This is a genomic window from Streptomyces sp. NPDC048255 (assembly GCF_040652415.1).
Taxonomy (GTDB): domain Bacteria; phylum Actinomycetota; class Actinomycetes; order Streptomycetales; family Streptomycetaceae; genus Streptomyces.
Genome location: NZ_JBEZMA010000006.1, coordinates 96999 through 120779, shown reverse-complemented (window position 1 = coordinate 120779; position 23781 = coordinate 96999). Strand labels below are relative to the sequence as shown.

24 protein-coding genes are annotated in these 23781 nt (G+C 70.8%); 5 read left to right on the top strand and 19 right to left on the bottom strand.

What is annotated here, in order from left to right; genetic code table 11:
• From AB0D94_RS08130 to AB0D94_RS08115, 4 genes are all read right to left on the bottom strand, one after another.
• The coding region (locus tag AB0D94_RS08130) for a DUF2637 domain-containing protein (RefSeq protein ID WP_362047341.1) at positions 1–760 on the bottom strand (760 nt) is incomplete at its 3' end.
• 82 nt (positions 761–842) lie between these two features.
• The gene (locus tag AB0D94_RS08125) at positions 843–1490 is read right to left on the bottom strand and encodes a WhiB family transcriptional regulator (RefSeq protein ID WP_362047338.1); all 648 of its coding nucleotides are present in this window, start codon (positions 1488–1490) and stop codon (positions 843–845) included.
• 112 nt (positions 1491–1602) lie between these two features.
• Positions 1603–2358, bottom strand: a complete 756-nt coding sequence (locus tag AB0D94_RS08120) for an ATP-binding protein (protein ID WP_362047335.1) — start codon at positions 2356–2358, stop codon at positions 1603–1605.
• Positions 2355–3494, bottom strand: a complete 1140-nt coding sequence (locus AB0D94_RS08115) for a hypothetical protein (protein ID WP_362047332.1) — start codon at positions 3492–3494, stop codon at positions 2355–2357. The genes AB0D94_RS08120 and AB0D94_RS08115 overlap by 4 nt, the downstream gene beginning before the upstream one ends.
• 1035 nt (positions 3495–4529) lie before the next feature.
• Between AB0D94_RS08115 and AB0D94_RS08110 the strand changes: the two genes are divergently transcribed.
• The 3 genes from AB0D94_RS08110 (at position 4530) to AB0D94_RS08100 (ending at position 7706) form a co-directional block, all read left to right on the top strand.
• The gene (locus AB0D94_RS08110; RefSeq protein WP_362047329.1) at positions 4530–5876 is read left to right on the top strand and encodes a helix-turn-helix transcriptional regulator; all 1347 of its coding nucleotides are present in this window, start codon (positions 4530–4532) and stop codon (positions 5874–5876) included.
• Positions 5877–6106: 230 nt separating this feature from the next.
• Positions 6107–6532, top strand: a complete 426-nt coding sequence (locus AB0D94_RS08105; protein ID WP_362047326.1) for a thioesterase family protein — start codon at positions 6107–6109, stop codon at positions 6530–6532.
• A gap of 127 nt (positions 6533–6659) precedes the next feature.
• The gene (locus tag AB0D94_RS08100; protein WP_362047323.1) at positions 6660–7706 is read left to right on the top strand and encodes a phosphotransferase; all 1047 of its coding nucleotides are present in this window, start codon (positions 6660–6662) and stop codon (positions 7704–7706) included.
• A gap of 8 nt (positions 7707–7714) precedes the next feature.
• Here the strand turns inward: AB0D94_RS08100 and AB0D94_RS08095 are convergent, their stop codons facing one another.
• From AB0D94_RS08095 to AB0D94_RS08045, 11 genes are all read right to left on the bottom strand, one after another.
• Positions 7715–8809, bottom strand: coding sequence for a glycosyltransferase (locus AB0D94_RS08095; RefSeq protein ID WP_362047320.1), 1095 nt, complete (start codon positions 8807–8809; stop codon positions 7715–7717).
• Positions 8806–9717 (bottom strand): PIG-L family deacetylase, encoded by a 912-nt coding sequence (locus AB0D94_RS08090; RefSeq protein WP_362047317.1) that lies wholly within the window; start codon positions 9715–9717, stop codon positions 8806–8808. The genes AB0D94_RS08095 and AB0D94_RS08090 overlap by 4 nt, the downstream gene beginning before the upstream one ends.
• 13 nt (positions 9718–9730) lie before the next feature.
• Positions 9731–10480, bottom strand: a complete 750-nt coding sequence (locus tag AB0D94_RS08085) for a glycosyltransferase (RefSeq protein ID WP_362047314.1) — start codon at positions 10478–10480, stop codon at positions 9731–9733.
• On the bottom strand, positions 10480–11367 hold the full coding sequence (locus tag AB0D94_RS08080; RefSeq protein ID WP_362047311.1) for an aminoglycoside phosphotransferase family protein: 888 nt from the start codon (positions 11365–11367) through the stop codon (positions 10480–10482). Before AB0D94_RS08080 ends, AB0D94_RS08085 begins: the two co-directional genes overlap by 1 nt.
• Positions 11364–12275 carry a glycosyltransferase gene (locus AB0D94_RS08075; RefSeq protein WP_362047308.1) on the bottom strand — a complete coding sequence of 304 codons (912 nt, stop codon included), beginning with the start codon at positions 12273–12275 and terminating at the stop codon, positions 11364–11366. Before AB0D94_RS08075 ends, AB0D94_RS08080 begins: the two co-directional genes overlap by 4 nt.
• On the bottom strand, positions 12275–12874 hold the full coding sequence (locus AB0D94_RS08070) for a hypothetical protein (protein ID WP_362047305.1): 600 nt from the start codon (positions 12872–12874) through the stop codon (positions 12275–12277). Before AB0D94_RS08070 ends, AB0D94_RS08075 begins: the two co-directional genes overlap by 1 nt.
• The gene (locus AB0D94_RS08065) at positions 12871–14100 is read right to left on the bottom strand and encodes an NAD(P)-dependent oxidoreductase (protein ID WP_362047302.1); all 1230 of its coding nucleotides are present in this window, start codon (positions 14098–14100) and stop codon (positions 12871–12873) included. The genes AB0D94_RS08070 and AB0D94_RS08065 overlap by 4 nt, the downstream gene beginning before the upstream one ends.
• 49 nt (positions 14101–14149) lie before the next feature.
• Positions 14150–14581, bottom strand: a complete 432-nt coding sequence (locus tag AB0D94_RS08060; RefSeq protein WP_362047298.1) for a hypothetical protein — start codon at positions 14579–14581, stop codon at positions 14150–14152.
• Positions 14582–14787: 206 nt separating this feature from the next.
• Entirely contained in the window at positions 14788–15963 is a 1176-nt protein-coding gene (locus tag AB0D94_RS08055; RefSeq protein WP_362047295.1) for a hypothetical protein, read from the bottom strand.
• 92 nt (positions 15964–16055) lie between these two features.
• Entirely contained in the window at positions 16056–16478 is a 423-nt protein-coding gene (locus AB0D94_RS08050; protein WP_362047292.1) for a hypothetical protein, read from the bottom strand.
• A 311-nt stretch (positions 16479–16789) separates the two neighbouring features.
• Positions 16790–17569 carry a hypothetical protein gene (locus tag AB0D94_RS08045; RefSeq protein ID WP_362047289.1) on the bottom strand — a complete coding sequence of 260 codons (780 nt, stop codon included), beginning with the start codon at positions 17567–17569 and terminating at the stop codon, positions 16790–16792.
• A gap of 404 nt (positions 17570–17973) precedes the next feature.
• On the opposite strand from AB0D94_RS08045, the gene AB0D94_RS08040 reads away from it, so the two are divergent.
• Both AB0D94_RS08040 and AB0D94_RS08035 read left to right on the top strand, forming a co-directional pair.
• A complete protein-coding gene (locus AB0D94_RS08040) occupies positions 17974–19335 on the top strand; it encodes a hypothetical protein (RefSeq protein ID WP_362047286.1) in 1362 nt (453 codons plus the stop codon).
• Positions 19332–20189, top strand: a complete 858-nt coding sequence (locus AB0D94_RS08035) for a DUF1932 domain-containing protein (RefSeq protein WP_362047283.1) — start codon at positions 19332–19334, stop codon at positions 20187–20189. Before AB0D94_RS08040 ends, AB0D94_RS08035 begins: the two co-directional genes overlap by 4 nt.
• Before the next feature lie 559 nt (positions 20190–20748).
• Here the strand turns inward: AB0D94_RS08035 and AB0D94_RS08030 are convergent.
• The 4 genes from AB0D94_RS08030 to AB0D94_RS08015 all read right to left on the bottom strand — a co-directional run bounded on the left by AB0D94_RS08030 (position 20749) and on the right by AB0D94_RS08015 (position 23773).
• Positions 20749–21957, bottom strand: coding sequence for an ATP-binding protein (locus AB0D94_RS08030; protein WP_362047280.1), 1209 nt, complete (start codon positions 21955–21957; stop codon positions 20749–20751).
• An 80-nt stretch (positions 21958–22037) separates the two neighbouring features.
• Positions 22038–22550 carry a hypothetical protein gene (locus tag AB0D94_RS08025; protein ID WP_362047277.1) on the bottom strand — a complete coding sequence of 171 codons (513 nt, stop codon included), beginning with the start codon at positions 22548–22550 and terminating at the stop codon, positions 22038–22040.
• Entirely contained in the window at positions 22547–22762 is a 216-nt protein-coding gene (locus AB0D94_RS08020; RefSeq protein WP_362047274.1) for a DUF5999 family protein, read from the bottom strand. The genes AB0D94_RS08025 and AB0D94_RS08020 overlap by 4 nt, the downstream gene beginning before the upstream one ends.
• 156 nt (positions 22763–22918) lie before the next feature.
• Positions 22919–23773 carry a hypothetical protein gene (locus AB0D94_RS08015; RefSeq protein WP_362047271.1) on the bottom strand — a complete coding sequence of 285 codons (855 nt, stop codon included), beginning with the start codon at positions 23771–23773 and terminating at the stop codon, positions 22919–22921.
• Between the last annotated feature and the right edge of the window lie 8 nt (positions 23774–23781).

Genomic DNA, 23781 nt, shown 5'->3' with positions numbered 1-23781 from the left:
GGTCCGGGTTGGGTCCGGTCCGGGTTTCCGTGCGGTCCTGTGGTCCGGCGGTCCGGGTTGGGTCCGGGTCCGGTCCGGGTTTCGGTCCGGGGCGGGGCGGTCCGGTGGGGGTGTCGGTCCGGTCCGGGTTGGGTCCGGTCCGGGTTTCCGTGCGGTCCTGTGGTCCGGCGGTCCGGGTTGGGTCCGGGTCCGGTCCGGGTTTCGGTCCGGGGCGGAGCGGTCCGGTGGGGGTGTCGGTCCGGTCCAGGTTGGGTCCGGTCCGGGTTTCCGTGCGGTCCTGTGGTCCGGCGGTCCCGCTCGGTCCCGGCTCGGTCCGGGTTTCGGTCCGGCTGTTTCGGACGGGCCTGGCGACGCGCTGCTGGATCTGCCTCATCAGGACTCCGAAGGCCAGCATCGCGCCGGTCGGTGGGACCGCTGCGACCAGATAGTCCAGGAGCGGAACAGGTCCGGCTGTGGTGCCGTTCACGCCGGCCACGTTCAGGGCGATCGATCCGAGTGACCCGACAGCCGTCAGTCCGACCGCCCACCAGTCCGTCACCCTGCGAAGTCCGGCCCGCAGCATGAGCAGTTCGCCAGCGACAATGAACATGTCCAGCGTGGCGGGCCAGGCCCACTGCCGGATGGGCGAGCGGTCCAGGCCGTGTCGCCCTGCGACTTCGGCGAGGTGGGCGTAGGAGAGCCAGAATCCGGCGCCGGTCAGGACGATGATCACTGTCCCGGCAGCGATCAGGGCGTATCGGTCGGCGGTCTCCTCGGTCAAGGGCTCCCTTTCTCCGGGCTCGCTGGGGGATGTGGTGTGCGTCCGCCTGGGGCGGACCGGGCGGGGAGTCGTGCCGGGCAGTTCAGGCCGCCTTCTTCAGGGCGTTGATCAGTTCGTGCGTCTGGGCCTGGCGGGGCACCTGGCAGAACGTTTCCTCGGGGGCGGTCTCGCTGCTGACTTCCTCGCCCTGGTCCGGAGTGCCAGCTTCTTCGCTGTCCGCGGTCGGGACCTTCCAGTACCGGTCGCGGTCGGCCACCGCGTGGCGGGCCTCACGCAGGAGGTCGCGGGCGTGGTCGAGTTCGACCCCGAGGGCGTAGGCCAGCCGCGGTGCGCTCCATCCGCGTACGTAGGCGGCGCGAGAGACGGCATCGCGTTCAGCGGCGGAGAGATGGACGTCCCGGCCCATGAGGGCGGCGCGGACCCGCTGGTAGTCGAGCCGCTTGGCGACCTTGGCACGCCAGGGCTTCCGTTCCGCCTCGGTCAGCCCGCCCCACAAGCCCCACCGGATGTCGTTGTCCAGGGCGTGGGTGAAGCAAGCCTGGCGCACGGGGCAGGCGCCGCACAGGGTCTTGGCCTCGGCGATGTCGGTGTGGGCTCGCGGCGCGGGGAAGAACAGCCGGTCGGCTTCCGCAGGGTCGAGGTCGCGGCAGTTCCTTTGGTCGTGCCACGAGATGTCGGCGATGCCGCGCAGTTCCGGGACGGGCTGGGTGTTGGTGGTGATGTGGCGCATGGGATGGGTCTCCAGGGCATGCCGGGCGGCGGCGAGCGGGTGCGGCACGCGGCGGCGGGCGCCGGCGGACCGGCTCGCGGGCCGGGCGGTGGAAGGTGGTGGGCGCGGCGGGTCAGGCGGCGCGGAAGCGGCGGTCGGGTCCGTCGAGATGGACCGGGGTGCACATGCCGGACAGGCGGCTCAGCACGCGGTCGCCGACCTTGTCCCGCAGCACCGGCTGGCCGGAAGCCATCCCCGGCATGCGGACCGGCGGCAGGTTCGAGGTGACGATCGTCGGCAGCTGGTTCTGCGCCCGCCAGTTCAGCAGGCGGAAGGTGATCTCCTCGTTCCACTCGGACGCCTTCGCGGCACCGAGGTCGTCCAGGAGCAGCAGCGGGATCCGTACGATCCGGCGCAGCAGGTACTCCGGATCGGCGCCGCCCCGGGCCCGCATCTCGCCGTACAGGTCGGCGGCGGTCGTGGCGTGCCAGCGCACCCCGCACCCGGCGGCGGTCAGGGAGCGGATTGCGGCGTACGCCTGGTGCGTCTTGCCGGCCCCGGTCGAGCCCCACAACAGCAGGCTGCGGCCATGGGTGATCTCCCGCTGCCCGGCCGTCCCGAAGTGCGGGATCAGCGGGCTCGCAGCGTGGCCGACGGCGCTGCTGGCGATGGTGCGGACCCACTCGGCCACGGCGGGATGCTCAACCTGCGCCTCGCGGTAGTCGCGTGGGATTCGCAGCTGAGCGGCCTCAAGAGCGGGGATCGCTTCCGGGGTGTCCGCGACGGGGGCGGTGGGGTCGATGCCGCGCTCGGCGAGCTTGCGCCGCATCCAGGCCATCGCAGCGTTGTCCGCGGTGGTCTGGGGGTCGGCGAGGCTGGTGCGGTTCACAGGGCGACTCCGAAAATGCCGGTCGGCTCGGTGGGGTTGCGGTAAGGCGTGTAGGCGGGGGAGGCGCTGGCCCAGAGCCCCGCGCCGGAGGCGGAGGACGGGCTCGAGCTCGACGACAGCGCCGGCCCGGCGTTGAGGAGCTCGTTGACCAGACTCGGCAGGACGCTGGGGTTCAGCCCCTTGGCGCGCAGCCGCTCCAGCGCCGGCCTCAGGACGTCGGGGCCGTAGCCCTCGTCCAGCAGCGAGCGGATCTCCTTGCCCAGGTGCCCGAGGACCTTCTTCGGCGGACGTCCTCCGGGGCAGCCGCGCAGGTACTCGGCCATCAAGACCTTCGCCGACCACTCGCTCGCGTCGGCCGCTTCCAGCACCGTTTCCGGCGAGGATCCGAGTGCGGGCGCCTCGCGCCCCCTACGGGAAGATCCAGGATCCAAGATCCTAGATCCAGACCGTGAACCCTCAGTGAATGTGGCGCCCGTCACGTCATCTGCTTGGGCTGCACTGCCCTGACCTGGGGATTCCCTTGCAGGGCTTGCGAGGGGCAGGCTCGGGGGCGATGTGGTCTCGATCTCACCCTCCTGGGCGAGAGTGGCGCCCGTCACGGTGTGGGTGGATGCGGGCGAATCGGACGGAACGGTTCGCGTGAGCGCTCCGTGAGCGGTCGCGGAATCGCCTCCGCCGACGGTGCTGGCGGGCGCCTCGTGGGCTTCGGCGGGCGTCTGTCGGGGGCTGGTCGCCGCCCGGGTCTGGGTATGGCACTGGGGGCGGTCGCACTCACCGCACGCCTTCGCCGCCTCGTGGGTCGGGCAGCGGGGCAGCCGCGAGTCCGAAGCGCGGTTGATCTTCTGGTGCCGGTCCCAGGTCACGATGTGCAGCCAGGACTTGCCGTCGCAGCCGGTGTACCGGCAGACCAGTCCGACCTCGGCCAGCTGCTCCAGGTCGTGGGCGACGTGCGCGGGGGTGTGCTCCGGGCGCAGCGCCCACAGACGCCCCGCGATGATGGCCGAGTGGTCGCGGAACCTGCCGGAGTCGTCCGCCTGGGTCAGCAGCCCGAAGAACGTGAGCACCGCGGTGACATCGACGGCGGCGAGGTCCTCGGATTCGAAAGCCTCGGGCTTGATGGTGCGAATGCGTGCCATCAGCCTTCACCCCCGCACCGGAGGCCCGAAATGGGCGGGTGAGCGGTGTCCGCTGCACAGTCCGCGGCGGCGGTCCGAGGGTCCGGCCTTTCGCGCAGGGGCGTGCCCATGCAAAACTCTCCCTGAGTGATGCCGCAGCCGGTGTGCCCCGTTGGAAGGGCCGGTGCGGTGATGACGGGTCTCTCCGGCCGTTGCCTCGGCTGGAGATAAGACTCTTCGCGTCCGGCGCCCGGGAGTTGCCTTCTCCCGGGCGCCGATTGCCTTTACGGACTAGCCGCTCGGTGCGTCCTGCATGCGTTCCTATCGCCGGTCACCGGGTTGCCTCCCGGTGGGGGACGACGAACATACGCAGACACCCGCGCAAGATCCAGACCTGGCTCTACGGACCGTGAAAAGTTGTATGCGCCAAGCATTTTGCCGATGCGCCAGAGCGTGCAGATGTGAGCCGTTGTGCGGCAGCGCCGCCCGGGCGCCCTCCAGGCACGTCAAAAAGGATCTTCAAAGGAGTCCCCACGTTGATGAACCGGCAGGCTGTCGCTCTGTACCGGCTGGTCAGGTTTGGATTTAAGCCCGCAGGCAAAGGCTTCGTCAACGGCATCTCAAGGGCGAATCCACGCGCGTAGACGGATGTGTGGGATGTGTGGAGGTCACATGGGTGGTATTGGTAACGCCCTGCATTTTCAAGGGGGTTGGATAGCTGGAGCCAGCCTGCTGGGGTGATCGTCTGCGTTATGAATGATCATTCACCCCCTTGCAAGAAAAACCGGCAAGAATTTGCCGCTTTCCTGATCATGGAAAACCGCGGGTGAGGGAATGTCCAGATTCGTCATGGAAGGCGGCCGGGACCGGCGGGCTTGGTTGCACGTTTAACCAACTCCCATGTGGTCGAGGCCACAAATTACTGATCGGTACTACTTAGGCGTATCGTCTTTGTGGGAGACACCAGGCCGGGGGGCCAGCATTCACGCTGCCCCCCTTTTTCATGCCCTCAGGCAGGTGCCTCCCGTGTAGAACACGGAGACAAGGAAGAGCCTCATGGTTGCTCAGGGGATAGTCCCCTTCGGCGATGACCACGCCGAGAACAAGGGCGCACACGGCGGAGAAATCGCCGGTCAGTTCATGGGGTTCGGTGGCTGGCTGAAGCGATGGCGCCAAGCGGCGGGGATCACCCAGGCGCCGGTGGCCAAGGCCCTCGGTATGGGGGTGCGGACCTACCGCAACGTGGAGAAGGGGGCCGTTCCGCCCCGGTTCACCAAGCCCCAGTGCGAGGCGCTCGCGGATCTGCTCGGGCTCGACAAGAGCGAGCGCCACGCCCTACTGCTCTACAACATCGGCACCACGCTCGATGGTGACCCACAGATCGACGCCAGTCCGGAACTGCGCCGGGCGCTTCGCCTTCTGATCGACAGGCAGATGCCCTCGCCTACCTACCTGACCGACCGCAACTGGAACATCCTCGCGTACAACGCGGCGATGGCCGAGTGGTGGCCCTGGGTCATGGAGCCGCGCGCCAACCTCATGCGCTGGGCCCTGACGAACCCCGAGGCCCGCACCCAGTACCACGACTGGGAAATGCACGCCGCGGCCTACATCCGCCTGTTGAAGTTCGCCCAGGCCACCCACAAGGACAACGCCGAACTCGTCGACCTGATCGCCGAGGTACGCCAGAACGTGGACGTCGAACGGATCTGGCGAACCGAGGCCGATCTGGAAGCCGACAGGGATGGCCACGTCTTCCGTATGATCATCCCCGCCCTGGGCTGGGAGACTGTCGAAGTCGTCTCCCACGTCCTGTACCCGGCATCGATGCCGCACTGCCGGTTTGTGGTGATCACTTGGGTCGAGACCGAGTCCTCCGATGACGAGACCGACGCCCTGGGTGGCAAGCGCAACGCCTGGGCCCATGCTGAGCCCAGCACGGCCACTCCGCAGCCCTCTGCCCAGGCCGAAGCCGATGCGGCCCGCCGCCGTGCGGCCCGTGCGCTCACCGCCCGCCTGGTCGTCGACAGCGCCGACGAAGCCGCAGCGCTCGCCGGCCCCGACGGCGTCCCGCTCCCAACACTTAGCGCGCTGGCCGGGCCGGAGTGCCGACTCACCCTGTCGCCCGAGAACCACTCCGTGGTGTGGGCCATCCAGGAAGTCCCCGGAGAGTGGGGCATCACGCAGCTGGGGGCCGGAGCCGTCGTCGACCGCATCCACCAGCCGATCGTTGACCCCCAGGCCCGAGCGGAGCTGAAGCTACTCCTGCGCGCCTCGCTGCCGGACTCCGACCAGGCGGCCATCAGCCGGCTCCATGGGCAACTGCCCCAGGTCGACCTCCGGGCCGCCCTGCTTCGTGAGATCTTCAACGACCTCCAAGAGGGCGAGGACCTGCCTCGCTAGCTGGTGTGGCTAGCCCGTTGACCAAAGCAAGTCACTTACTGTCACGACTGGTGCTGTCTCCGTCTGGGGGCTGGGGGGTCGGGGCGTGGTCGTCCGGACGACACGGAACGTCCGGACGGCCGATCCCCGCAGCCCCTGGGCCCTTCGGTAACGGAGGGTGCGCCAGCCCGTCCTCGGATCGGCCGGGCGCCTCGATGGTGCGGCAGATCCCACAACCCTCAGGAGCCGCTGTGTCTCGACACATCTACGATTGCCCCGTTCGCTGGTCGGACCTCGACGCGAACGGACACCTCAACAGCTCCCGCTACGGCGTCCTCTTGGAAGAGACCCGCATGCGCATGTTCAGCATGCTGGTCCCCAAAGACCCCGCCGAGCGCCTGGCCCGCAACTTCCTCCTGCGCGAGCAGACCATCCGCTACCAGCACCCGCTCGAGACTTGGGAGACCCCGGTCCGCATCGAAGCCTGGGTGACCGACATCAAGCGCGTCTCCCTCACCTTCCACTTCGAGGTCAAGGACGACGAGCGCGTCTACGCCACTGCGACCTCCGTCGTGGCCGGCTACGACTCCATCCGGGGCGGTATCCGCCGCTTCGAGCAGGACGAGCTCGACGTGTTCAACAGCTACGCCGACACCACTCAGTCCACCAGCAACTGAACGGCTGCCGCCCCCTCGCTGAGGTAGGCCGAGGTCGACTTCGTCTGCCTCGGGCAGGGCACTACAAAGGATCCCGGAAATATTGGGGTTGCCGGACCGGCAGCGTGAGCATCGATAGGCTGGGTGCGTGAACGCTGAGACACGGGAATCCGCTGCGGCGGAAAGCATCGCGGGGGATCTGGAGCAGCTGTCCGTGGCCTTCGATCTCGGGCCGGTTCAGGGGCTTCAGTTCCTGGATGCCGGGATGATGAACCGCAACTGGCGGCTGACGAGCCAAGCCGGGGTGTTCGCGCTCAAGCAGCTGCAGGATGTGCCGGCGTCCAAGGCGCGGCGGAGCCTGGAGGCGCTGGCGCCTCTGGCGCAGGCTGGGCTTCCAGTGTGCGCACCGCGGCGGTCGCAAGCCGGGGAGGTCCTCGCCGCGGTAGGTGATCACACATACTGCCTGCTGCCGTGGGCGCAGGGGATCCACCGGAGCGCACCAGAACTGACCCCGGACGAGGCACAAGGGCTTGGCGCCCTCGTGGCTGGGTTGCACCGGGAGCTTTCAGTCGCGGGCTTGCAGGAGCCGGGGGAACGGCCGCGGGCAAAGGTGGTGGCACCGCAGTCGGCGCGGGCCGAGGCCGACCGCTTCCTGGCCACCGTTGACGCGCTGTCCGTCCGGACTCGATTCGACGAGTTCACTGCGGAGGCCTTGCGTCGGCGCAAGGCCCTGATTGACCGGCATGCCGAGGAGCGGCCGGACACCGAGGTGCCACTGGGGCCGGTGGGCTGGACACACGGTGACCTGCAACCTCTGAACGTTCTGTGGGACGGTGGGCAGGTCTCGGCGGTCCTGGACTGGGACCGTCTCGGTGTGCGCCCCTACGCCGAGGAAGTCGTCCGTACGGCGCAGGTGTGGTTCACACTGCCCGAGGGCCGGCTCGACCTGGAACGGGTGGCCGCCTTCACAGCCGGGTACCGCGAGGTGGTGGCCCTGGAAGATGAGGCCCTGCTGGACGCGGAAGCCCGGCTGTGGTGGAAGCGTGCGAGCGACTTCTGGCAGCTGCAGTGGCATTACGACAAGAACGATCACGGCCCGGACGAGCTGTGGGTCACCGGTGAGCAGCTACTGCTGTGGTGGACGCAGGAGCGCCCGCAGGTCCGGTCGGCCATCGTCGGAGCATCCGCCGGGTAGGGGCGCTACTACGGCAGGAGGCCGTGGCCGGCGAGTTCGGGCAGGAGCGGGCGCAGCCACTGCTGGGCTCGCTGCTGGTCTTGCTGGCCGAGGCGGCCGAGCTGGTGGTCGTCGAGGGCGCGGATCGCGTCGACCCACGGTTGTTCGTCGTCGGGGGGTAGGCAGCGGGCGTGGTCGCCGAGGGCTTCGGGGATGCCTCCGCGTGACGAGCCGAGTGTCGGCAGGCCGTGGAGGGCGGCTTCGACGATGACGCGGGGGAACGCGTCCTCGACCAATGAGGGCACCAGCAGCAGGCGGTGGGAGTCGTAGAGCGGGCTCATGTTGAAGGTGCGCCGCAGGTAGCTCACGTTCGGGTACGAGCGGAAATCGTCCACGGTGTCCCACCAGCCCATGACCAGGGTGAAGTGCCGCTCGGGCAGCGCCGGGATCAGGCGGTGGAGCAGTGCCGAGCCCTTCTGTGGGACCGGGTTGATCATGAGCAGGTCCCCCGGCCTGCCCGCCCGCGCCTGGGCGCTTGGTCGGGCGAAGGGCGGGTGAAGCAGGACAGTTGGCAGTCCGGCGGGTGCCCGCTCGAGGACGAAGCGGCTGACGGCAAGAGCCGCCTGGGGGCGGCCTTCCAGTACGTGCATCCCGGTGGCCGAGACCGAGTGCAGCCATCCCAGGACGGTTGTGCGCTCGCGGGCGAGGGCGGCGAGTTCGGCCGAGCCTTCCTGCGAGGTGATGACGAGGTCAGGTCGCAGGGTGTCGAGGGCCTGGTGCAGAGCCGGGACGATCTCGGCGGCGGGGACAGCCCGGACGTGGACTCCGTGATGGGTGTAGCGCAGGTCCCCGGGGTGAGGCTGGTTGACCGCGATGCCGCTCGTCTCCAGCTGTTGGAGCATCTCAGGCAGATCGGATCCGCTCTCTCGCCAGGGAGGCTCGTGGCTGGCGAGGTAGTGGGTGTTCCAGCCGGCCGCGGCGAACTCCTCGGCGAGCAGCTGCTGGGAGACTTCCGCGCCGCCGATGAGGAACGGCGGTGGAATCCGCCGCCACGCGAACAGCACCGTCCGTGGTGGGGCGCCACCTTGACCGGGCGTCGTGGGCAGGGCGGCGGGGGCCGTCATGACGTCTCCAAACGGTAGAAGCGCTCGGCGAACCGCGCCGGGTCACCCGTCTCGGCGTGGAGGGGTGCGGCGGTGGTCCAGGCGTAGCGGATGGGTCGGTACATGGCCCTGGCGGGCTGGAGCTGGGAGCCGTGCAGGTGAAGGAGGGTGAGCTTGTCCAGGACGACGTCGGTGATGTCGACGAGTTCCTCGGCCAGGGTGTTGCCGGTGCGCAGGTGGAAGAGGTGGCGGTCGTCGACGCCGAGGCCGTAGGTGGTCCAGAACGCGGTGTCGTCCCAGAAGCGGGTGCAGCCCAGGCGGCGGGCGGCTTCGTGGACGAGGAGATGGTCGGGGTGGCGGGTGACCGCAGCCGGGGCGATGAGCTCGCCGTCGCCGGCCATCGCGATCTCCCTCTCCAGCGCGGTGGTCACCGTGTCGAGGAGTGCGGGGTCGTAGGCCCGGTACGGGGGGCGGGCATCGGCGTGGCCGAGCTGGATGTGGCGGTGGGCGAAGGGCAGCAGGCTCTGGTGGGCCTCGGCGGCGCGGAGGGCGGAGATCTCCTGCTCTCCGGGGTAGGTGGCCTGCACGGTGCGGTGGGCGCTGGCGGACTTGGTGAAGACGGTGATCACGACCAGGGGGCGGCCTTGGGCGAGCAGCGTTCCGGCGGCGGACAGGACCAGGTCGTCGTGGTGCGGTTCGAGGACGAGCAGGGGCCGGCCGGTGCCGGGCCGGCGGGCGACCCGGTAGCGGGCGCCGCTGTAGGGGGCGGTGACGTCCACGAGCATGGTGTCGCCGTCGCAGGCAGCAGCGTCCAGCAGGGCCTGGTGGCTGGCGTGGGCGCGGGCGAGGTCGTCGGCGAAGGAGTAGACGCCATCGGCGTCGGGCAGCGGCAGGGCGATCGGGAACAGGGCTGTCGTGTGCGTGGTCATGGGGGAGGTCACCTCAGCGAACGGTCTTGTCGTACCAGCGGTTCCAGAAGCGGCGGGAGCGGGGCGCGAGCTGGGCGACGACCGGGTTCGTCCACCAGATCATCCGCCAGCTGGGCCAGGTCTCGAATCGGCGGGGCGAGGGGATGACGCGCAGGTGGGACAGGTAGACGATCGGCCGGCCGACGTTGCGCCCGTACCGGGTGAGGCGGGCGAAGAACTCCACGTCCTCGCTCATGTACATCTCGGCCTCGTAGCCGCCGAGGGCGGCGAACGCGTCACGCGTGCAGAACTGGGTGACGCCCTGGGCGCCGCCCTTGAAGCGCCGCATCAACGCCCACATGGCGAACAGGAGACGGGTGGCGCGCTTGGTCGGGGCGTAGTGGGGCGGGATCGCCCCACCGACGCTGCACCCGGAGTCCATGGCGGCGACGGCGTCGGCAATGCCTTCGATGGGGAACAGGACGTCGGCGTCGATGAAGACGAGGAAGCGTCCGTGGGCGGCTGCGGCTCCGGTGTTGCGGGCCCGTCCGATGCCGCGCACCGGTTCGGCCACCACGCGCGCTCCGAGGCCGGCCGCGAGGGCGGCGGTGTCATCAGTGCTGGCGTTGTCGACGACGATCACTTCGCCCTGGTGGCCGCTGTCCTTCTCCCAGGTGCGCAGGGAGTCCAGGACGGTGGGCAGGTGGTCGGGCAGGTACCCGGCTTCGTTGAATGCCGGTATGACGACCGACACCATGGGCCGGTGCGGTTCGGGTGGGTTCATCAGAAGCCTCTCGGTCGGAGGGAGTGCGTACGGGGGTGGTGGGCACGCGTGAGCGCGGCCTCGAGCCGGGTGTGCCAGCGGGCGGTGTCGCGGTCGGCGTAGAACCGGCCGCGCAGGCAATGGAAGACGATCAGGCCCTCCAGGAGGCGGGGGTCGACGTCGTGGCCGCGGGTGAGCATGGCGAGACCGGCCGGGTCGAGGGTCTCGGTGGTGACGGCGCTCTGCGCGAGGTCGTAGGCGGCCGGGGCGTACGTGGTCTCCTCGAAGTCGATGAGGCAGGGAGGAGCGTCCCGTTGGCCTTCGGGCAGGAGGATGTTGGCGAAGTGCAGGTCCCCGTGGCACCACACCTGCTCGGCCCGCGCCCCCGCGGTCAGGACGTCGTCCAGGACCTGCGCGGTGGCGTCGTGCACCGAGGGCGGCAGCCGGTCCTGGAGGTGACGGACCTGCTCGGCGAGGGAGCGCAGGCGGGGGACCTGCAGATCCGGCTGGAGGTGGACGCCGGCGAGCAGCTTGTTCAGGACGGACAGGGCCTTGGTGCGGGGGTAGCGGAACTGGTCGAGGGCGTCCTGCAGGCTGGTCCCGCCGTCTTGCAGGCACAGAGCGCGAACGCCGTCGGGCAGCAGCCCTGCGGCGAGCACCGCCGGCGTCGTGAACGCCTTGTGCCCGCTAGCGGCGAGCCCCTCGATGACTCGCTGCTCCTTGGCGGCCTTCCAGGCGGCCGTGCCCTGGTAGACCTTGACGATCACCGGCCGCTCGACATCGGGCAGCCAGACGCGGAAGACGGCCGAGTGCTCGGACCGCGCCAACGGGACCGCCCGCATGGGCGCGGCACCGAGCAGCCGGTTGCACGCGGTCCGTACGGCACCGAGGCCGGATGCGTCGGTCATGACGCCTCCGCGAACTCGGCGCCGTCCACGCTGTGATGGCCGAGCCGGTCAAGCTGTCGCACCGTGCGGGCCAGGCACGTCCGGTACAGGCGCACGTCGGGCGTCGGCGGGCAGGACGGCAGCCACGGTTTCTGGCTGCCGACGTAGTGCACGAGCGCGGCGTCACTGCGCTCGGCCGGCCGCAGGGTGTAGCGGCGGACCCAGTTACTGCGTTCCAGGAAGCGACCCAGCTCGAAGGTGTTGAACCGGTCCGGTACGCGGTGCAGTACCTCGGTGCCGTCCTGCGCCCACCGGTTGAGGGCCCACAGGTTCAGGGCGTCCTGGTCGTTGTGGAAGATGTAGCGGGCGCCGGTGCGCAACGCGGTGCGCACGCCCGTGTGGATGTGGGGGAGTAGCGCTGTGGCCAGCCACCACATCCCGCCGTTGTAGTACGGGCGTCCCACCAATTGCGGCTGGTCCTCGGCGAGGCCGGGCAGGGCTTTGGACTGCCCGATGGCCGGGTTGAAGTCGTCGTGCACGACCCCGAGCCGCCCCGGCGGGAGCGAGGCGAGGGGCGTGGAGATGTCGTCCACGGCGAGGGTGTCGCCATCCACGTAGATCAGGTACGGGCGGTCGACGAAGCGGGTGTCGAATCCGAACCGCAGATACGCGGTGTCGGTGATGTAGGCGGTGTCGGCCATGACCGCCCCGCTCGGGGGTGATTGGCGCCGCAGCCGGAACGAGCCGAAACCGGCCCGCTTTGCGAGGTCGGCCATCAGCCGCGCCTCACCCCGGCTCAGGTCCGGGGTGAGGATTCGTACCGCGGCCTGGGTGCGGTTTCGAGGGGTGAGGGAGTCAGCGAGCGAGGTCAGGGTGACCAGTGACGGAAGCAGGTAGCGCCGGTCGACGCAGAGTCCGAAGGCGAACATCACGCTCGCCCCGCATCCGCGATGTGTCCGAGCGCGTCCTGCGCCACCTTCAGGGCGGGCAGGTCGGCGTCCACCCGCACCACCCGGGCGGCGACCGGCTCTTCGAAGTGGCGGGCGAAGTGCTCCGCGAACGCCTGGTTGTAGTAGATCTCCGGCAGCCCCGGGCGTTCGCGGGCTCGCTCGGCCAGCGTGTCCGGCCGGGCGGTCAGCAGCAGCGTCAGGTCGGGGACCGCGACTGCGCCGGCGGAGACAGCCTCCTTCACCCGGCGTCGGCCCGCGGTCAGGGCGCCGAACCCGTGGAGGGCGTCGATGGCGGACAGGTGTGCCAGCAGGGTGTCGGCGCTGCGGTCCAGGACCACGCCCCCGTACACGGCTACTGCCTCCCGCGCCCTTTCGTTGCGCGTCTGCTCGACGACGAGGTGGGCCTCCAGCGCCGCGAGCAGCTCGGCCGCGGACCGGGCCTCGGGTGCTCCCAGGGCGTCGGGATTCCCGGTCACGTGCCGGTAGCAGCCGATCACGGGGTAGCCCAGTCGGCGGCCCAGTTCGGAGGCCAGGGTGCTCTTGCCCGTGCAGCTCACGCCTTCGGTCGCGACGATCACTGGGTCCCTCCGTGCGCGACGGCCGCAGGCGCGACGACGGGAGCGGAGGGAACAGGCTGGAACGCCTCCAGCCACTTCGCCGCGATGACCGAACGCGTGGTGTTGGGCACCTCGTGGAGCACAGCGGGGATGCGCTGGGTGGCCAGCATCCCGGCCGCTGCCAGGATCTCGGCCTTGATGACGTGGATCGCCGGTCCGAGAGCGGAGCTGTGCACGAAGTTCACCGCGTTGCCGTTGCCCAGCAGGTGAAAGGCGCGGCCTTCCCGTTCGTACCGGGCGATGCCGGGCGCTACGGTCTCGCGCCGGTACCCGCTGCTCGCGCTGCCCAGCGGCGTCAGGTCGAACTCGTCGTCCGCCGAGGTACCGCCGGCGATGAACGCCCCGTCCCGCAGCAGCCCCAGGTGCTCCATTCCCAGGGCCCGGGCCCCGGTGGCGCTGAACACCAGCTCGCTGCGCGCGAGCGCCTCGTGGAGCGGGGCCGTGGTGAAGCCGCTGGCCACGGCCTGGGTCTGCCGGATCGGATCGGTGTCGATCACGGTCACGCGCACCCGCCGCGCTATCAGTGCCGCCGCGATGCCGGCGCCGATCTTTCCGTATCCGAGCACACAGGCTTCCCGCCCGGACAGCACTTCGCCGAGACGGCCCAGCAGGCTCTCCACCGACACCACGATCGCGGCGCCGACGAGCTGGTCCTCGGGCTCCTTGAGGGGGCTGCGTGCGACGTGGAAGACGGGGCAGGGCACCTCGGGGAGGGCCAGGTAGCGGCGCAGGCCGTTCTCGGTGTCCTCCACCACACCCGCGATCAGGTCGGGGTACGAGGTGACCAGATCCTTCAGGCAGGGGGCGAAGTAGCCGCCGATGTCGGCCAGTACGAGCCTGCGCCCGGCCGCGCGGTCGTGGAGGTACGGGCCGAGCCAGTCCGGGTCGGTGAACCGGTCACGGTCGAGCTGGTCGCACGGGTAGACCGCGGACACCTGGTCCAGGGTGCGGCGGTCGGCCGACTTGGGCTTCGGCAGCACGGCCGCGACAGGGAGCATCCGGTCCAGAGCGGGGAGAAAGTTCATCTGGCCGGGCAGCACGTGCGTGATGACCACGCTGGCCATTGCGTCGACCCGCTCGGGCAGCGGCAGGGTGGCGAAGAACTGGTCCGCGGCCACCGTCGCCGCCCGCACGATGCTCTCGTGCGGCGCTTTCGGGGTGACGGGGGGTTCGAGGGACACGCTCATAACGGGCTCCGGAAGGTCGGCGTGGCAGGTAGGAGATGGCGCCGGTGGGTCACGCGGCGTGGAGTCTGAGGCGGTGGGCTGTCGAGGTCAGCAGGTCCAGTACGTCGGCCGGGGTTCGGCCGTGAGTCTTCTCCCAGGTCTCCACGGTGATCTCGCAGCGGTGCCGTCCCGCCTGGGCCCGCTCGGAGGCGGCGGCGTCCAGGCGCCGTAGGGCGTGGTCGCGCAGAGCTGCGGGAAGGCCCGACGAGGCGCGGGTGACGGCGTCGAGTGCCTGCCGGATCGTGCAGGGGTGGTGGGCGTCCTCGGGTACCTGGGGTGACTGGTAGTGGCTGGTCCAGCCACGGGACCGGATCACGAGGCCGGCCATGCCGATCACGGAGGCGACCGCGAGGGCGACCTCGGGACGCTCCAGGTCCTCCGCCTCCGTGCCCGGAAGGGGGCAGCGGCCGACGGGGTGGTCAGACGGGAGGGTCAGACTCATGACGAACTCCGTTGCAGGGAGAGGTGCACAGACGGCTGGGAGTGGATGAAGATCGCGGTGCCTCCGTTCTGTGTCGCGGTACGAGGTGCGGCCCTGACCCGAAACGGCCGCCATGGGACTGGCGTTGTATCGATCGGCGGGGTGCCAGCGAGCGGTGCCGCCGGTGCCAGTGGCGGGCGGTGCGCGTGAGTGCGCGGGGTCTTCGGTCATCGCAGGTCGGGGAGGTCGGCGAGCAGGTTCTTCCAGGCGGCTTCGAGGCCACCGGCGTAGGCCATGGCCGCGTTGGTCACACGGTGCAGCAGGGTGCAGACGACGGTGGCCTGGTTGACGATGGCCAGAGCGCCGGCCGGGACGGGCACTGAGCGGGGGGTGGTCAGCACGGCGGCGAGCGTGCCGGCGGTGTCGGCTGCCCACAAGGTCAGCAGGCCGCGCAGCATCTGATGCCTGGCATGGGGAGGGCGGACTGCGGTGAGGCCGGCGACGAGCTGGTCGATCGCGTGGAACACCGGCTCAGAGCCATGCTGGGGGTGCGGGTCGGTGACGACACCGAGGACGGTGCGCGAGATCAGCCGTGCCGGGTCGGCTTCGAGCGGCCCGCGTTGGAGCGACGGGCTCAGCAGGACCGGCGTGCTCTGGGCGGCGTCGCCGACGAGGACGTGGTCGGGGTGAAGAGCTCCGTAGACCAGTCCCCTTGGCCCCTCCAGGGAACGTACGAGCGGGACGAGACGCCGCACGGTGGCGTCCAGGACTGCCACGATGCCTGGCACCCGGGGGCCGGACAGGCGACCGGCTTGTCCGAGGAAGTAGGCCCAGTTGCTGCTGGCGCCCAGCCCGTGCAGCAGGGAGCTGGTGATCTTGCAGCCCGGCACGTCGAGCGAGGCCCTGGCCAGGTCCGGGCTGCGCAGCGCGGTGCGGACGTTGGTCAGTACGGCCCCCAGCAGCTCGTCGGCACGCTCCGGCTGCGTACGCAGGATCTCCGAGAGTGGGGTGCGCTCGTCGACGGCGTGGGTGAACAGCACGCCTCCGACGGCGCCCGCCGGGTGGACCGCGTTCAGCCCCGCATCCGCCAGCAGCAGGAGGTGTTGCTGCTGTTCGGCGGCGCGGTCCGCGCTCGTGCGGGTGTACGCGGCCATACGGGCATTGAGCTGCCCGAGGTCGCCGTATGTGCCACGCAGCGCGACGGCCAGCGGCACCCCGAGGATGCTGACCTTCGCGATCAGGCGCAGGTCGCCGATGTGGACGTGGAAGGCGAAGGTATCCAGCGACGGGATGGAGGCGACGACGACCGGGGTGGGGCCGAGCTTCCTTGCGGCGCGGACGACCAGGTGGGTGGCGTACGCCGACAGGTCGGTGAAGGACACGCCGGCTGTGAGCGCGGGCATGGGCTGCCTCCTGGAGCGGTGCGGCGAACGGGGAAGGGAAGGCGAAGCCGTACGCGTGAGGCTCTCCGCGTGGAGGATGCCGTTGCGGTTGCTCACTCCTGGTCGCCTGCGGCCTGCGGCCTGGGCGCTCCGGAGGGCGCTTCACGGACGTAGACGCCGGGGCCGTGTGGGCCGTTGGGCAGGCTCCGCAGGTTCCGGGTGCTGATCAGGGGACGGCAGGCGCGGCGGACCTGGGCGACGGGGACCTTGCAGTCGTGGGCGATCAGGCCCAGTGGCAGAGCCTGGCCGGGGCGGTAGCCGTCGGGCGTGATCCGCGCGCGGATGTGGGCGGTGATCTCGGCGTCGTCGGGGTGCGGCTGTCCCGGCTCGAGGTAGATCGCACTCCCGTCAACGACCGCGATGTCGCCCCGCTGTTCGAGGACGGTGAGCGCTGCGGCGACCAATGATTCGGAAAGGCCCAGTGCGGAGCCCAGTTCCCGCGCGATCTGCGACCGCGACCGCGGACGGGAGCGCACCGTCTCTGTCCGGTTCCCGTGGTGCAGGTGACGGCGCAGCGCGACGACAGCGACAGCGAGCCGCCGGGCGCGGGCAGGGGAGTCCTTTCTGACGGGCGCCGGCCGCCCGTTCCGGCTGCCCGGACCGACGTCCTGCCTCGCACGCGCGTCCGTTTGAACGGTCATGTCGTAGTCCTCTCCGAGGTGGGCCCGCACCGGCTCGCGCCGTGTGGGACCGGACGTGTCGGCCCCGCTGTGGGGCCTGTTGGGCCGGGAAGTGTGGTGACCGCCTCGGCGCCACGCTTGCTGCAGCGGCGCCGAGGCGGCAGCTTTCAGGAGCGGGCCACCTGCGGGGCAACGGCCTCCGCCTGGGTAGCGCGCGGCGTGGGTTCCACCGTGTGGTTGGCGGCGGGAGCCTCCGCACCCGGGGGACGAGTGGGGATCGGTGCGGAGGGTCCCGCCGCTGCTCCGTGATCCCGTCGCGGGGAGGCGTGCGGGCGGAGCGGGGATCGGTCCGGCGCACTCCCCGTGTCCCCCTGGGGATCGGCCAGACCGTCGGCCGCACCGCCGGGTGCGGGGCGGAAGAAGGCGGCGATGTCGCCGCGCGGGCCGGGCGCGGGCTGGGCAGCAGCCCGGGCGGACTCGGCGGCGTGCACGGCGACGGCGCGAGGCAGGTCGGCGAGGGCCGCCATCAGCACCCGGGGCGCCACCAAGTGGGTGCGCTTCCACGGCGAGAGCCAGTGAAGGCCCGGACCCTGCTGGCATGCGGGTGCCGGCAGGTGCACTGTGCCCCTTCCGTGGCAGGCGGTGAACGGGTACGCCCAGGTTGCGGCGGTGCCCGGCGGGACGGCCCAGTACAGCTGGGCGTGGTCGGGGTCGGCGAGGACGGGGCCGCACCCGTGCGGCTGCTGCATCGCGTGCACCGCCTGACGCAACAGCTCCGCCTCGGGCACCCAGGGCGTGACCACCAGATCGAACGTGTCCGCCTGCCCCAGCCTGACCGGAATCGGCTCCAGGTAGGCCCTGACCCGATCATGCAGGGTCCGGCGCCACACCTCGTCGTCCTCTTGGTCCGAGGCCACCAGCCGGAGCGAGGAGAGGATCGTCGTCACGCCACACCTTCTAAGGACGAGGCGCTCGCGTACGGCAGGGGGCACAGCCCGCGCGGGTCGCGCCGACCGGGTGCCGGGTGGTGCGGGGATGCGGCCATGACGTTGACTCCCACGGGCAGATTGGAGGCGGGGGCTTGGAAAAGCCGGGGCGGTGTCCCGGTCGGCATGCCACGTCGTGCAGGTGAGATACGGGACGGGAGAAGTGCTGGGCCCGAAGTCTGGCGTCCGCGGTGCGACGTAACGAGTGCCCTAGCGATGTCATGTCGCGTCGTGTTCGGACACGGCGGTGCCATGTGGGCCGGAGCGCTGGGGTTGAGGCCAAAGGGACTGTCTGAAAGCGGAGTTGCTGTTCTAGCGTGATGACGTCCGGCAGGTGCCGGGCCAGCCCGGAAAGGTGAGCGGGAATGGAAGATTCCGAGCGAACGCTGTTCCAACAGCTGATCGTCGACCGCGATTGGCAGGACTACGACCGGTTCCTGCCGCGCTTCGAACAGGCGGCGAGAGACCTCTCCGCGCTGGAGGGACCGGCCGCCCTGGCCACGGTCACCATCGAGAAGCGCCAGTTCCTGCGGTGGGCCCACAACGACGTGCGGACCCTTCCCCGCCGCGAGGCCCGGCGAGTGCTGGCCCACCTCTTCCGCCCCTTCACGGTGGAGATGCTCTTCGCGCCGGCCAGCTCGGCCGAGAACGCCCCCGCAGCGATCCGTGCTGCACAATGCGGTACGGAACACCCGGCCGCGATGGAGGACGCCGTGATGGCAGCAGCCGAGGAATCCGCCGGCTTCGCGGCCCGCGTCGAGGCCAGCAACGTCGGACCTCACACCATGGAACAGCTGGAGGCCGACCTCCGCCGGATCGTCACCACCTACCCCAACCGGCCTGTGGGCCCCCTGTTCGAAGAGGTGCGGACCCTGCGCGACCGGGTCTTCGAGAAGCTGGAGGGCCGCCAGACCCCCAGCCAGACCCGCGACCTGTACATGGCGGCCGGTGTCTTCTGCGGGGTCCTGGCCAACGCTTCCTTCGACCTCGGCAGGTACTCGGCCGCCGAGACCCAGGCCCGCACCGCCCACATGTGCGGCGAACTCGCCGGGCACAACGGGCTCCGCGTCTGGGTCCGCGGCCTGCAGGCCCTGATCGCTTACTGGGACGGTCGTCCCGCAGACGCGGTCCGCCTGGCGGAAGCCGGCCGGGGGCTGGTCCCGGAGGAAGGGACGGCCCACATCCGTCTCGCCAGCATCAGGGCCCGCGCGCTCGGCCAGCTCAACCAGCCCACCGCCGCACTGACCGCCCTGCTGGAGGCCGACGCCATGCGCGAGCGGCTCGGCGACACGGAGGATCTCCCCGGCGGCATGATGTCCTTCCCCCGGGAGAAGCAGCTCCTCTACGCCAGCAGCACCCACCTGTGGCTCGGAGGCAACGAGCACCTCAGCGACGCCGAAGCAGCAGCCGACGAAGCCGTCGAACTGTTCGAGAGCGCGCCCGTCGAGCAGCGCCGCCTCGGGGAGATGTCCCTCGCCCGCCTCGACCTCTCCCTGGCCCGCCTCGGCCGCGGCGACCTGGAGGGAGCCGCCCACCAGGTCCACGACGTCCTCCAAGTCCACGCCCGGCGCGGCACGGAGAGCGTCCGCAAGCGCCTGGGCCACCTTCAGCGCACGCTCAGCGCACACCCGGCGGCCACGAGCCCCACGGCCATCGGCCTGCGCGAAGCCCTCGCCGACCACCATCAGCACGACCCCCTGTCCCTGCCGCCCGGAGGAACCCGTTGACAACCATCACGCTGCTGCACCCCGGAGCGATGGGCGCCCCGCTCGCCTCCTGGGCCGTCACCAACGGCCACACGGTCCTGTGGGTGTCCGACGGCCGAAGCGCCGCGACCCGCGACCGCGCCGACAAAGCCGGCCTGACTGAACGGCCCGACCTCGCTGGCGCGTTGCGTGAGAGCGAGATCGTCCTGTCGGTCTGCCCGCCGCACGCCGCCGAAGAGGTAGCCCGCTCCGTCGCCGAGCTCGGATACACCGGCCTCTACGTCGAGGGCAACGCCATCAGCCCCGCCCGCCTGGACGCCATCAGTTCGCTCCTCGGCCCGACCCTCGTCCTGGACGGCGCGATCATCGGCCCACCCCCTGCCGACGGAAAGGAGGCCCGGCTCTACCTGGCCGGCGCCGAAGAACACCAAGCGCTTGTGCGCGGCGTCTTCGAGGACACCGCGGTGAAGGTCCGTGACGCGGGGCCCCGGGCCGGGGGCGCCTCGGCCCTGAAGATGGCGTTCGGCGGCTACCAGAAGGCGGCCCGCACCCTCGCGGCCGTGGCCCACGCCCTGGCGGACGACCACGGAGTCGGGGACCTGCTCGCCGAGGAGGCCCGCACCATGCCCGGAGCCATCCTCGCCGACCGTGAGTACATTCCCAGCGTGGCCGCCCGCGCGTGGCGCTGGGCCCCGGAAATGCACGAGGTCGCCGAAACCCTGCAGGCGGCCCACCTGCCACCTCAGCTCGCCCACGCTGCCGCCGAGACCATGCGGCGCTGGGACGCGGACAAGGACCGCGGCGACCTTACGCCGCGCGAGGCGCTCGAACACCTCCACGACACTTCCGCCGACCCGACCCTTCACCCCCGCTAGCCGCACCGGCCCGGCCGGGCGGCGGCCTGCGGCCTTGCTCGTGCCCGCGGTGTTCATCGGGCACCTGCGGGCCTGGGTTGCGCACCGGACGCCCCTCGCGGAGTCCTCCGGTCGTGCGTGCCCCGGGGTGCGCCTCTCGGGATTTCGGGCAGGACCAGAGCGATGAACCTGCCGTAGGACCGGACCTGGTGGAGCTGATCCCCGTACTCCGTCAGATCCGGGCTGATGTGCTCGAACGCCGGCACGAGCAGTCCGTTCGCACGGCCGGTCAACACCCGGTCCAGTGCGGTCCGCAGCTGAGTACGTTTCCCGACGGGGCCGGGCTCGCACCGATCGGTGTAGGTGTGGCAGTCCACGAGCCAGCCCCGCCCCGCCGCCCACCGGGACAGCGCGGCGTGCCCCTCACCCCGCTCGGACGGGGAGCAGATGTAGCTGACCACCCGCGGGGGATGGCCCCGCCGGCGTACGGCCAGCACCACCGATTCCTGCTGGCGGTAGCGAGAGGCGGCGAGTGCCGGCAGGTGGCCGTCCGGTGTCATCCCCTGGCTACGGGCCGTCCTCATCGGGCAGCCTCCTGACTAGCAGGAGCCCATCCGGCACCCTGGGCCCTGGGCCGTGCCGGTGGGTTGCCCGGCTGCGGCGGAGCCTGGCCGGCGGCGCGGACAGCGCGACTGAAAGCCGCCAGCCGCTTCCCGGCATCCGCCCGAACCGCACTGGTCCCCGCCCCGTCGGCGGGGGATCCGTGCTGCTGCAGCTCGTCGGCGACGGGCGGGCGGACGAGAAGGTGCGCGGGGAGGTGGAGCACCGCGCGGACGCCGCCGCCCCAGCTCGGATCCAGCCACGCCTGGAATCCGTGCCGGCGGGCCAGTACGCCGACCGCGGCAAAGCCCAATCGTTCGCCCAGCCCGGTGAGGCGAGGGTGGGACTGCCCGGGAAGCAGAGCAGCCGCCCGCTGGTATTCGTCCTGGCGCAGCAGGGGGCCGCTGCTGTCGATCACGACGCAGAGGCCGTTCTCCACTCCCATGACCCATACCGCGACCGGGGACTTCGGGGTGGAGTGCCGGGCAGCGTTCTCCATGAGCTCACCCAGGGCGACGGCGACCGGTCCGGCCACTCGCCCCCGGACGAAGTCCTCCCTGCCGGCGGCGGTCTGTACGCGGGTGTAGTCCTGTACGCGGGACCGCGCTCCGGCCAGCACGGTCATCAGCGGGAGGTCGGGGTGCCGACTGGCGACATCCTCGCCGAGCAGGACGCGGATGATGTCCATCCGCTGGGTGAGCAGGGTGGCCGTGTGGTCGACGGCGAAGGCGTGAGCGAGCACCTCTTCGTCCGCGGCCGTACCGAGCACCTGGACCATTGCGCTCTGCTGCCGGTTCACCATCGCCGCGAGCGGCTGCAGGAGGGCTTGGACCTGGTCGTGCGCCGCTGTCTCGGCGCGGTGCTGAACATCGCCGACGAGAGTGACTGTCTGCTTCATAAATCCCTGCAGGGCCATGCCGAACGGGGTGGCGCCCAGCTGCGGGTGCAGCAGCGGGCCGGCGTGCGCCGGGTCGGCCGGGGCGGGGGAGGCCGCGAGGGCGGGCAGGCGCACCGTGGCCAGGTGAAGGACTTCCTCGTCGCGGATCTTGACCCGGGCCAGTCCCTCCTGGAGGGCTTGGTTGGCTCGGAGGGTAGCCCGCCGGAAGTACCAGGCCATAGCTGATGCGGCACCTGCGGCAGCCAGGCCGGTCGGCGCCAGGATCAGCGACGCGTCCTGCAGGAGAGCCATGTCATTCCTCACGGAAGGGAAGGGGGGAAGGGGGAGGGAAGCGGAATCCGGTCGTCAGGCGGCCGACGGCGTGCGGGTGGTTACGAGACCGCGCCGGCATCCGCCGGGAGCCCTTCGTCCTGAGCGTCCGCATGGGCTTGGGCCAGTGGTCCCGGCAGGGGAGTCCACGTGACGCGCAGGGCCTCGGCGAGTCGGTACGGGTCCAGCAGATCGCCGGACCCATCGGGGGGCACCGACCAGAAGCGGGGCAGCTTCGCCGGCCGCCCGGGCATCGGGCAGCGCAGCTCCTCCCCCAGAGCACCGACCAGGAGCACGCCGCCAGGAATCAGGCGACCGTCACGAAGGGTTGGATGCACGAGGAACGCGCGGACGTGGCCCAAGTTCAATACGGGTCCCGTCGGCGCCCCCTGCTGCGCCAAGTGATCGGCCACCCGGGAGGCGGCGGCCTCCGGCACGCGTACCACCGCGAACTCGAGCCCGATCGGGATGCTTGCGAGAGGACCACGCGACCACGGATGATGGGTAGCGGTCGGCCGCGCGTAACCGGCCTGCTGCGCCAGCCAGCGGGCGCCGGGCAGCAAGCGGACGGTCATACGTGAGCCCCGCTCCCGTTTGTCGCGCTGTCGGCGAACGGGCGGTGCGGGCCGATGGGCTGTCCGTTCGGAAGCAGCTCACCGGTGTCGTCGAAGAGCACGACCCCGTTGCACAGCAGGGACCAGCCCTGTTCCGGATGGCACACCAGAGGGCGTGCGGCTTCTCGGTCGCTGGCTTCCGCCGACGGGCATGGGGTCTGGTGCTCACACATGGACGTTCCTCTGGATTGGGCCTTCAGTCGGCGCCGGCGGCAGGACGGTGGAAACTCGGTCCGGCTGCTTTCGACGGACGTCGGGGGTACAGGGGGTGAAGGGCGATCGCCTGACGTTGGAGAGCGTCGTTCACGCAGGGGAGGGTGGCACGGGGCTCAGTCGCTGCGGCTGTCGGCCGCCGTGGCGAACTCGGCGGTCCGGGCTTCCGCCGGGTCCGGCGCCCCGAGGTCGACCATGGGAATGTTGTTGGTGACGACCTCGACCCGGTGGTGGCGTGCGTATTCAGCCACGGCGAGGGACAGCTTCGGCTCAGCACCGGTGATGCGCGCGGCTTTGTACAGGTGCTGCAGAAGGCGTGGTGTCAAGCGAGCGCGGCCTTGCAGCAAGCGGAGGTTGTCCGTGCCGTGGTCGGCGACCAGCTGGGCGGCATGCAGAGGATCGGGCTTCTCGACCAGGGCTGCCATGGTGCGAATCGGACCCGTGCCGGTGCAGATGATCACGCCGTGACTGGCGGCGGCCTCGATGCTGAACGGGCCGGCGAGAACCGCCGGTGTGTCTGGCGAGGCGGTGCTGGCGAGCCGGGACAGGGCGGTGTGGCTGGGGTCGACGTTGTCGGCGAAGGCGAGGCATACGCTCTCGGTTCCCAAGTGGTCGGCGCCGTTGAGCGCGGAGGTGATGTCCGCGTAGCGGCCGTGCTGGGAGACGAAGTCGACCTGCAGGCCCTCGGTGGGCGAGTGCCCGATCGGCTGCTGGGCGAGTTCCTGGTATCGGGCCAGGGCGCCGGGGGCGACAACCTGGCTGGTCCAGTTGATGAGCGGTGCGTAGTACGGGTGGTGCACCACCACGGCGCGCACCGCACCGGTGGCGGCGGACTCTTCCAGGACGTGCAGCAAGCCGGGGCGTCCCCCGACCGGGCGAAATTCCTTGGGCAGGAACGGCGACCAGCCGGCGACCCGAGTGCCCAGTCCTCCAGCGGCGATTACCACTGCCGTGGCCGGTTGCGCTTTCACCAGTGTTC

Bases quoted from the DNA above. Each gene is read 5' to 3' on its own strand.
- AB0D94_RS08125 (WP_362047338.1), bottom strand. From the start codon at position 1,490: ATGCGCCACATCACCACCAACACCCAGCCCGTCCCGGAACTGCGCGGC.
- AB0D94_RS08115 (WP_362047332.1), bottom strand. From the start codon at position 3,494: ATGGCACGCATTCGCACCATCAAGCCCGAGGCTTTCGAATCCGAGGAC.
- AB0D94_RS08110 (WP_362047329.1), top strand. From the start codon at position 4,530: ATGGTTGCTCAGGGGATAGTCCCCTTCGGCGATGACCACGCCGAGAAC.
- AB0D94_RS08095 (WP_362047320.1), bottom strand. From the start codon at position 8,809: ATGACGGCCCCCGCCGCCCTGCCCACGACGCCCGGTCAAGGTGGCGCC.
- AB0D94_RS08090 (WP_362047317.1), bottom strand. From the start codon at position 9,717: ATGACCACGCACACGACAGCCCTGTTCCCGATCGCCCTGCCGCTGCCC.
- AB0D94_RS08085 (WP_362047314.1), bottom strand. From the start codon at position 10,480: ATGAACCCACCCGAACCGCACCGGCCCATGGTGTCGGTCGTCATACCG.
- AB0D94_RS08080 (WP_362047311.1), bottom strand. From the start codon at position 11,367: ATGACCGACGCATCCGGCCTCGGTGCCGTACGGACCGCGTGCAACCGG.
- AB0D94_RS08075 (WP_362047308.1), bottom strand. From the start codon at position 12,275: ATGTTCGCCTTCGGACTCTGCGTCGACCGGCGCTACCTGCTTCCGTCA.
- AB0D94_RS08065 (WP_362047302.1), bottom strand. From the start codon at position 14,100: ATGAGCGTGTCCCTCGAACCCCCCGTCACCCCGAAAGCGCCGCACGAG.
- AB0D94_RS08060 (WP_362047298.1), bottom strand. From the start codon at position 14,581: ATGAGTCTGACCCTCCCGTCTGACCACCCCGTCGGCCGCTGCCCCCTT.
- AB0D94_RS08055 (WP_362047295.1), bottom strand. From the start codon at position 15,963: ATGCCCGCGCTCACAGCCGGCGTGTCCTTCACCGACCTGTCGGCGTAC.
- AB0D94_RS08040 (WP_362047286.1), top strand. From the start codon at position 17,974: ATGGAAGATTCCGAGCGAACGCTGTTCCAACAGCTGATCGTCGACCGC.
- AB0D94_RS08030 (WP_362047280.1), bottom strand. From the start codon at position 21,957: ATGGCTCTCCTGCAGGACGCGTCGCTGATCCTGGCGCCGACCGGCCTG.
- AB0D94_RS08025 (WP_362047277.1), bottom strand. From the start codon at position 22,550: ATGACCGTCCGCTTGCTGCCCGGCGCCCGCTGGCTGGCGCAGCAGGCC.
- AB0D94_RS08020 (WP_362047274.1), bottom strand. From the start codon at position 22,762: ATGTGTGAGCACCAGACCCCATGCCCGTCGGCGGAAGCCAGCGACCGA.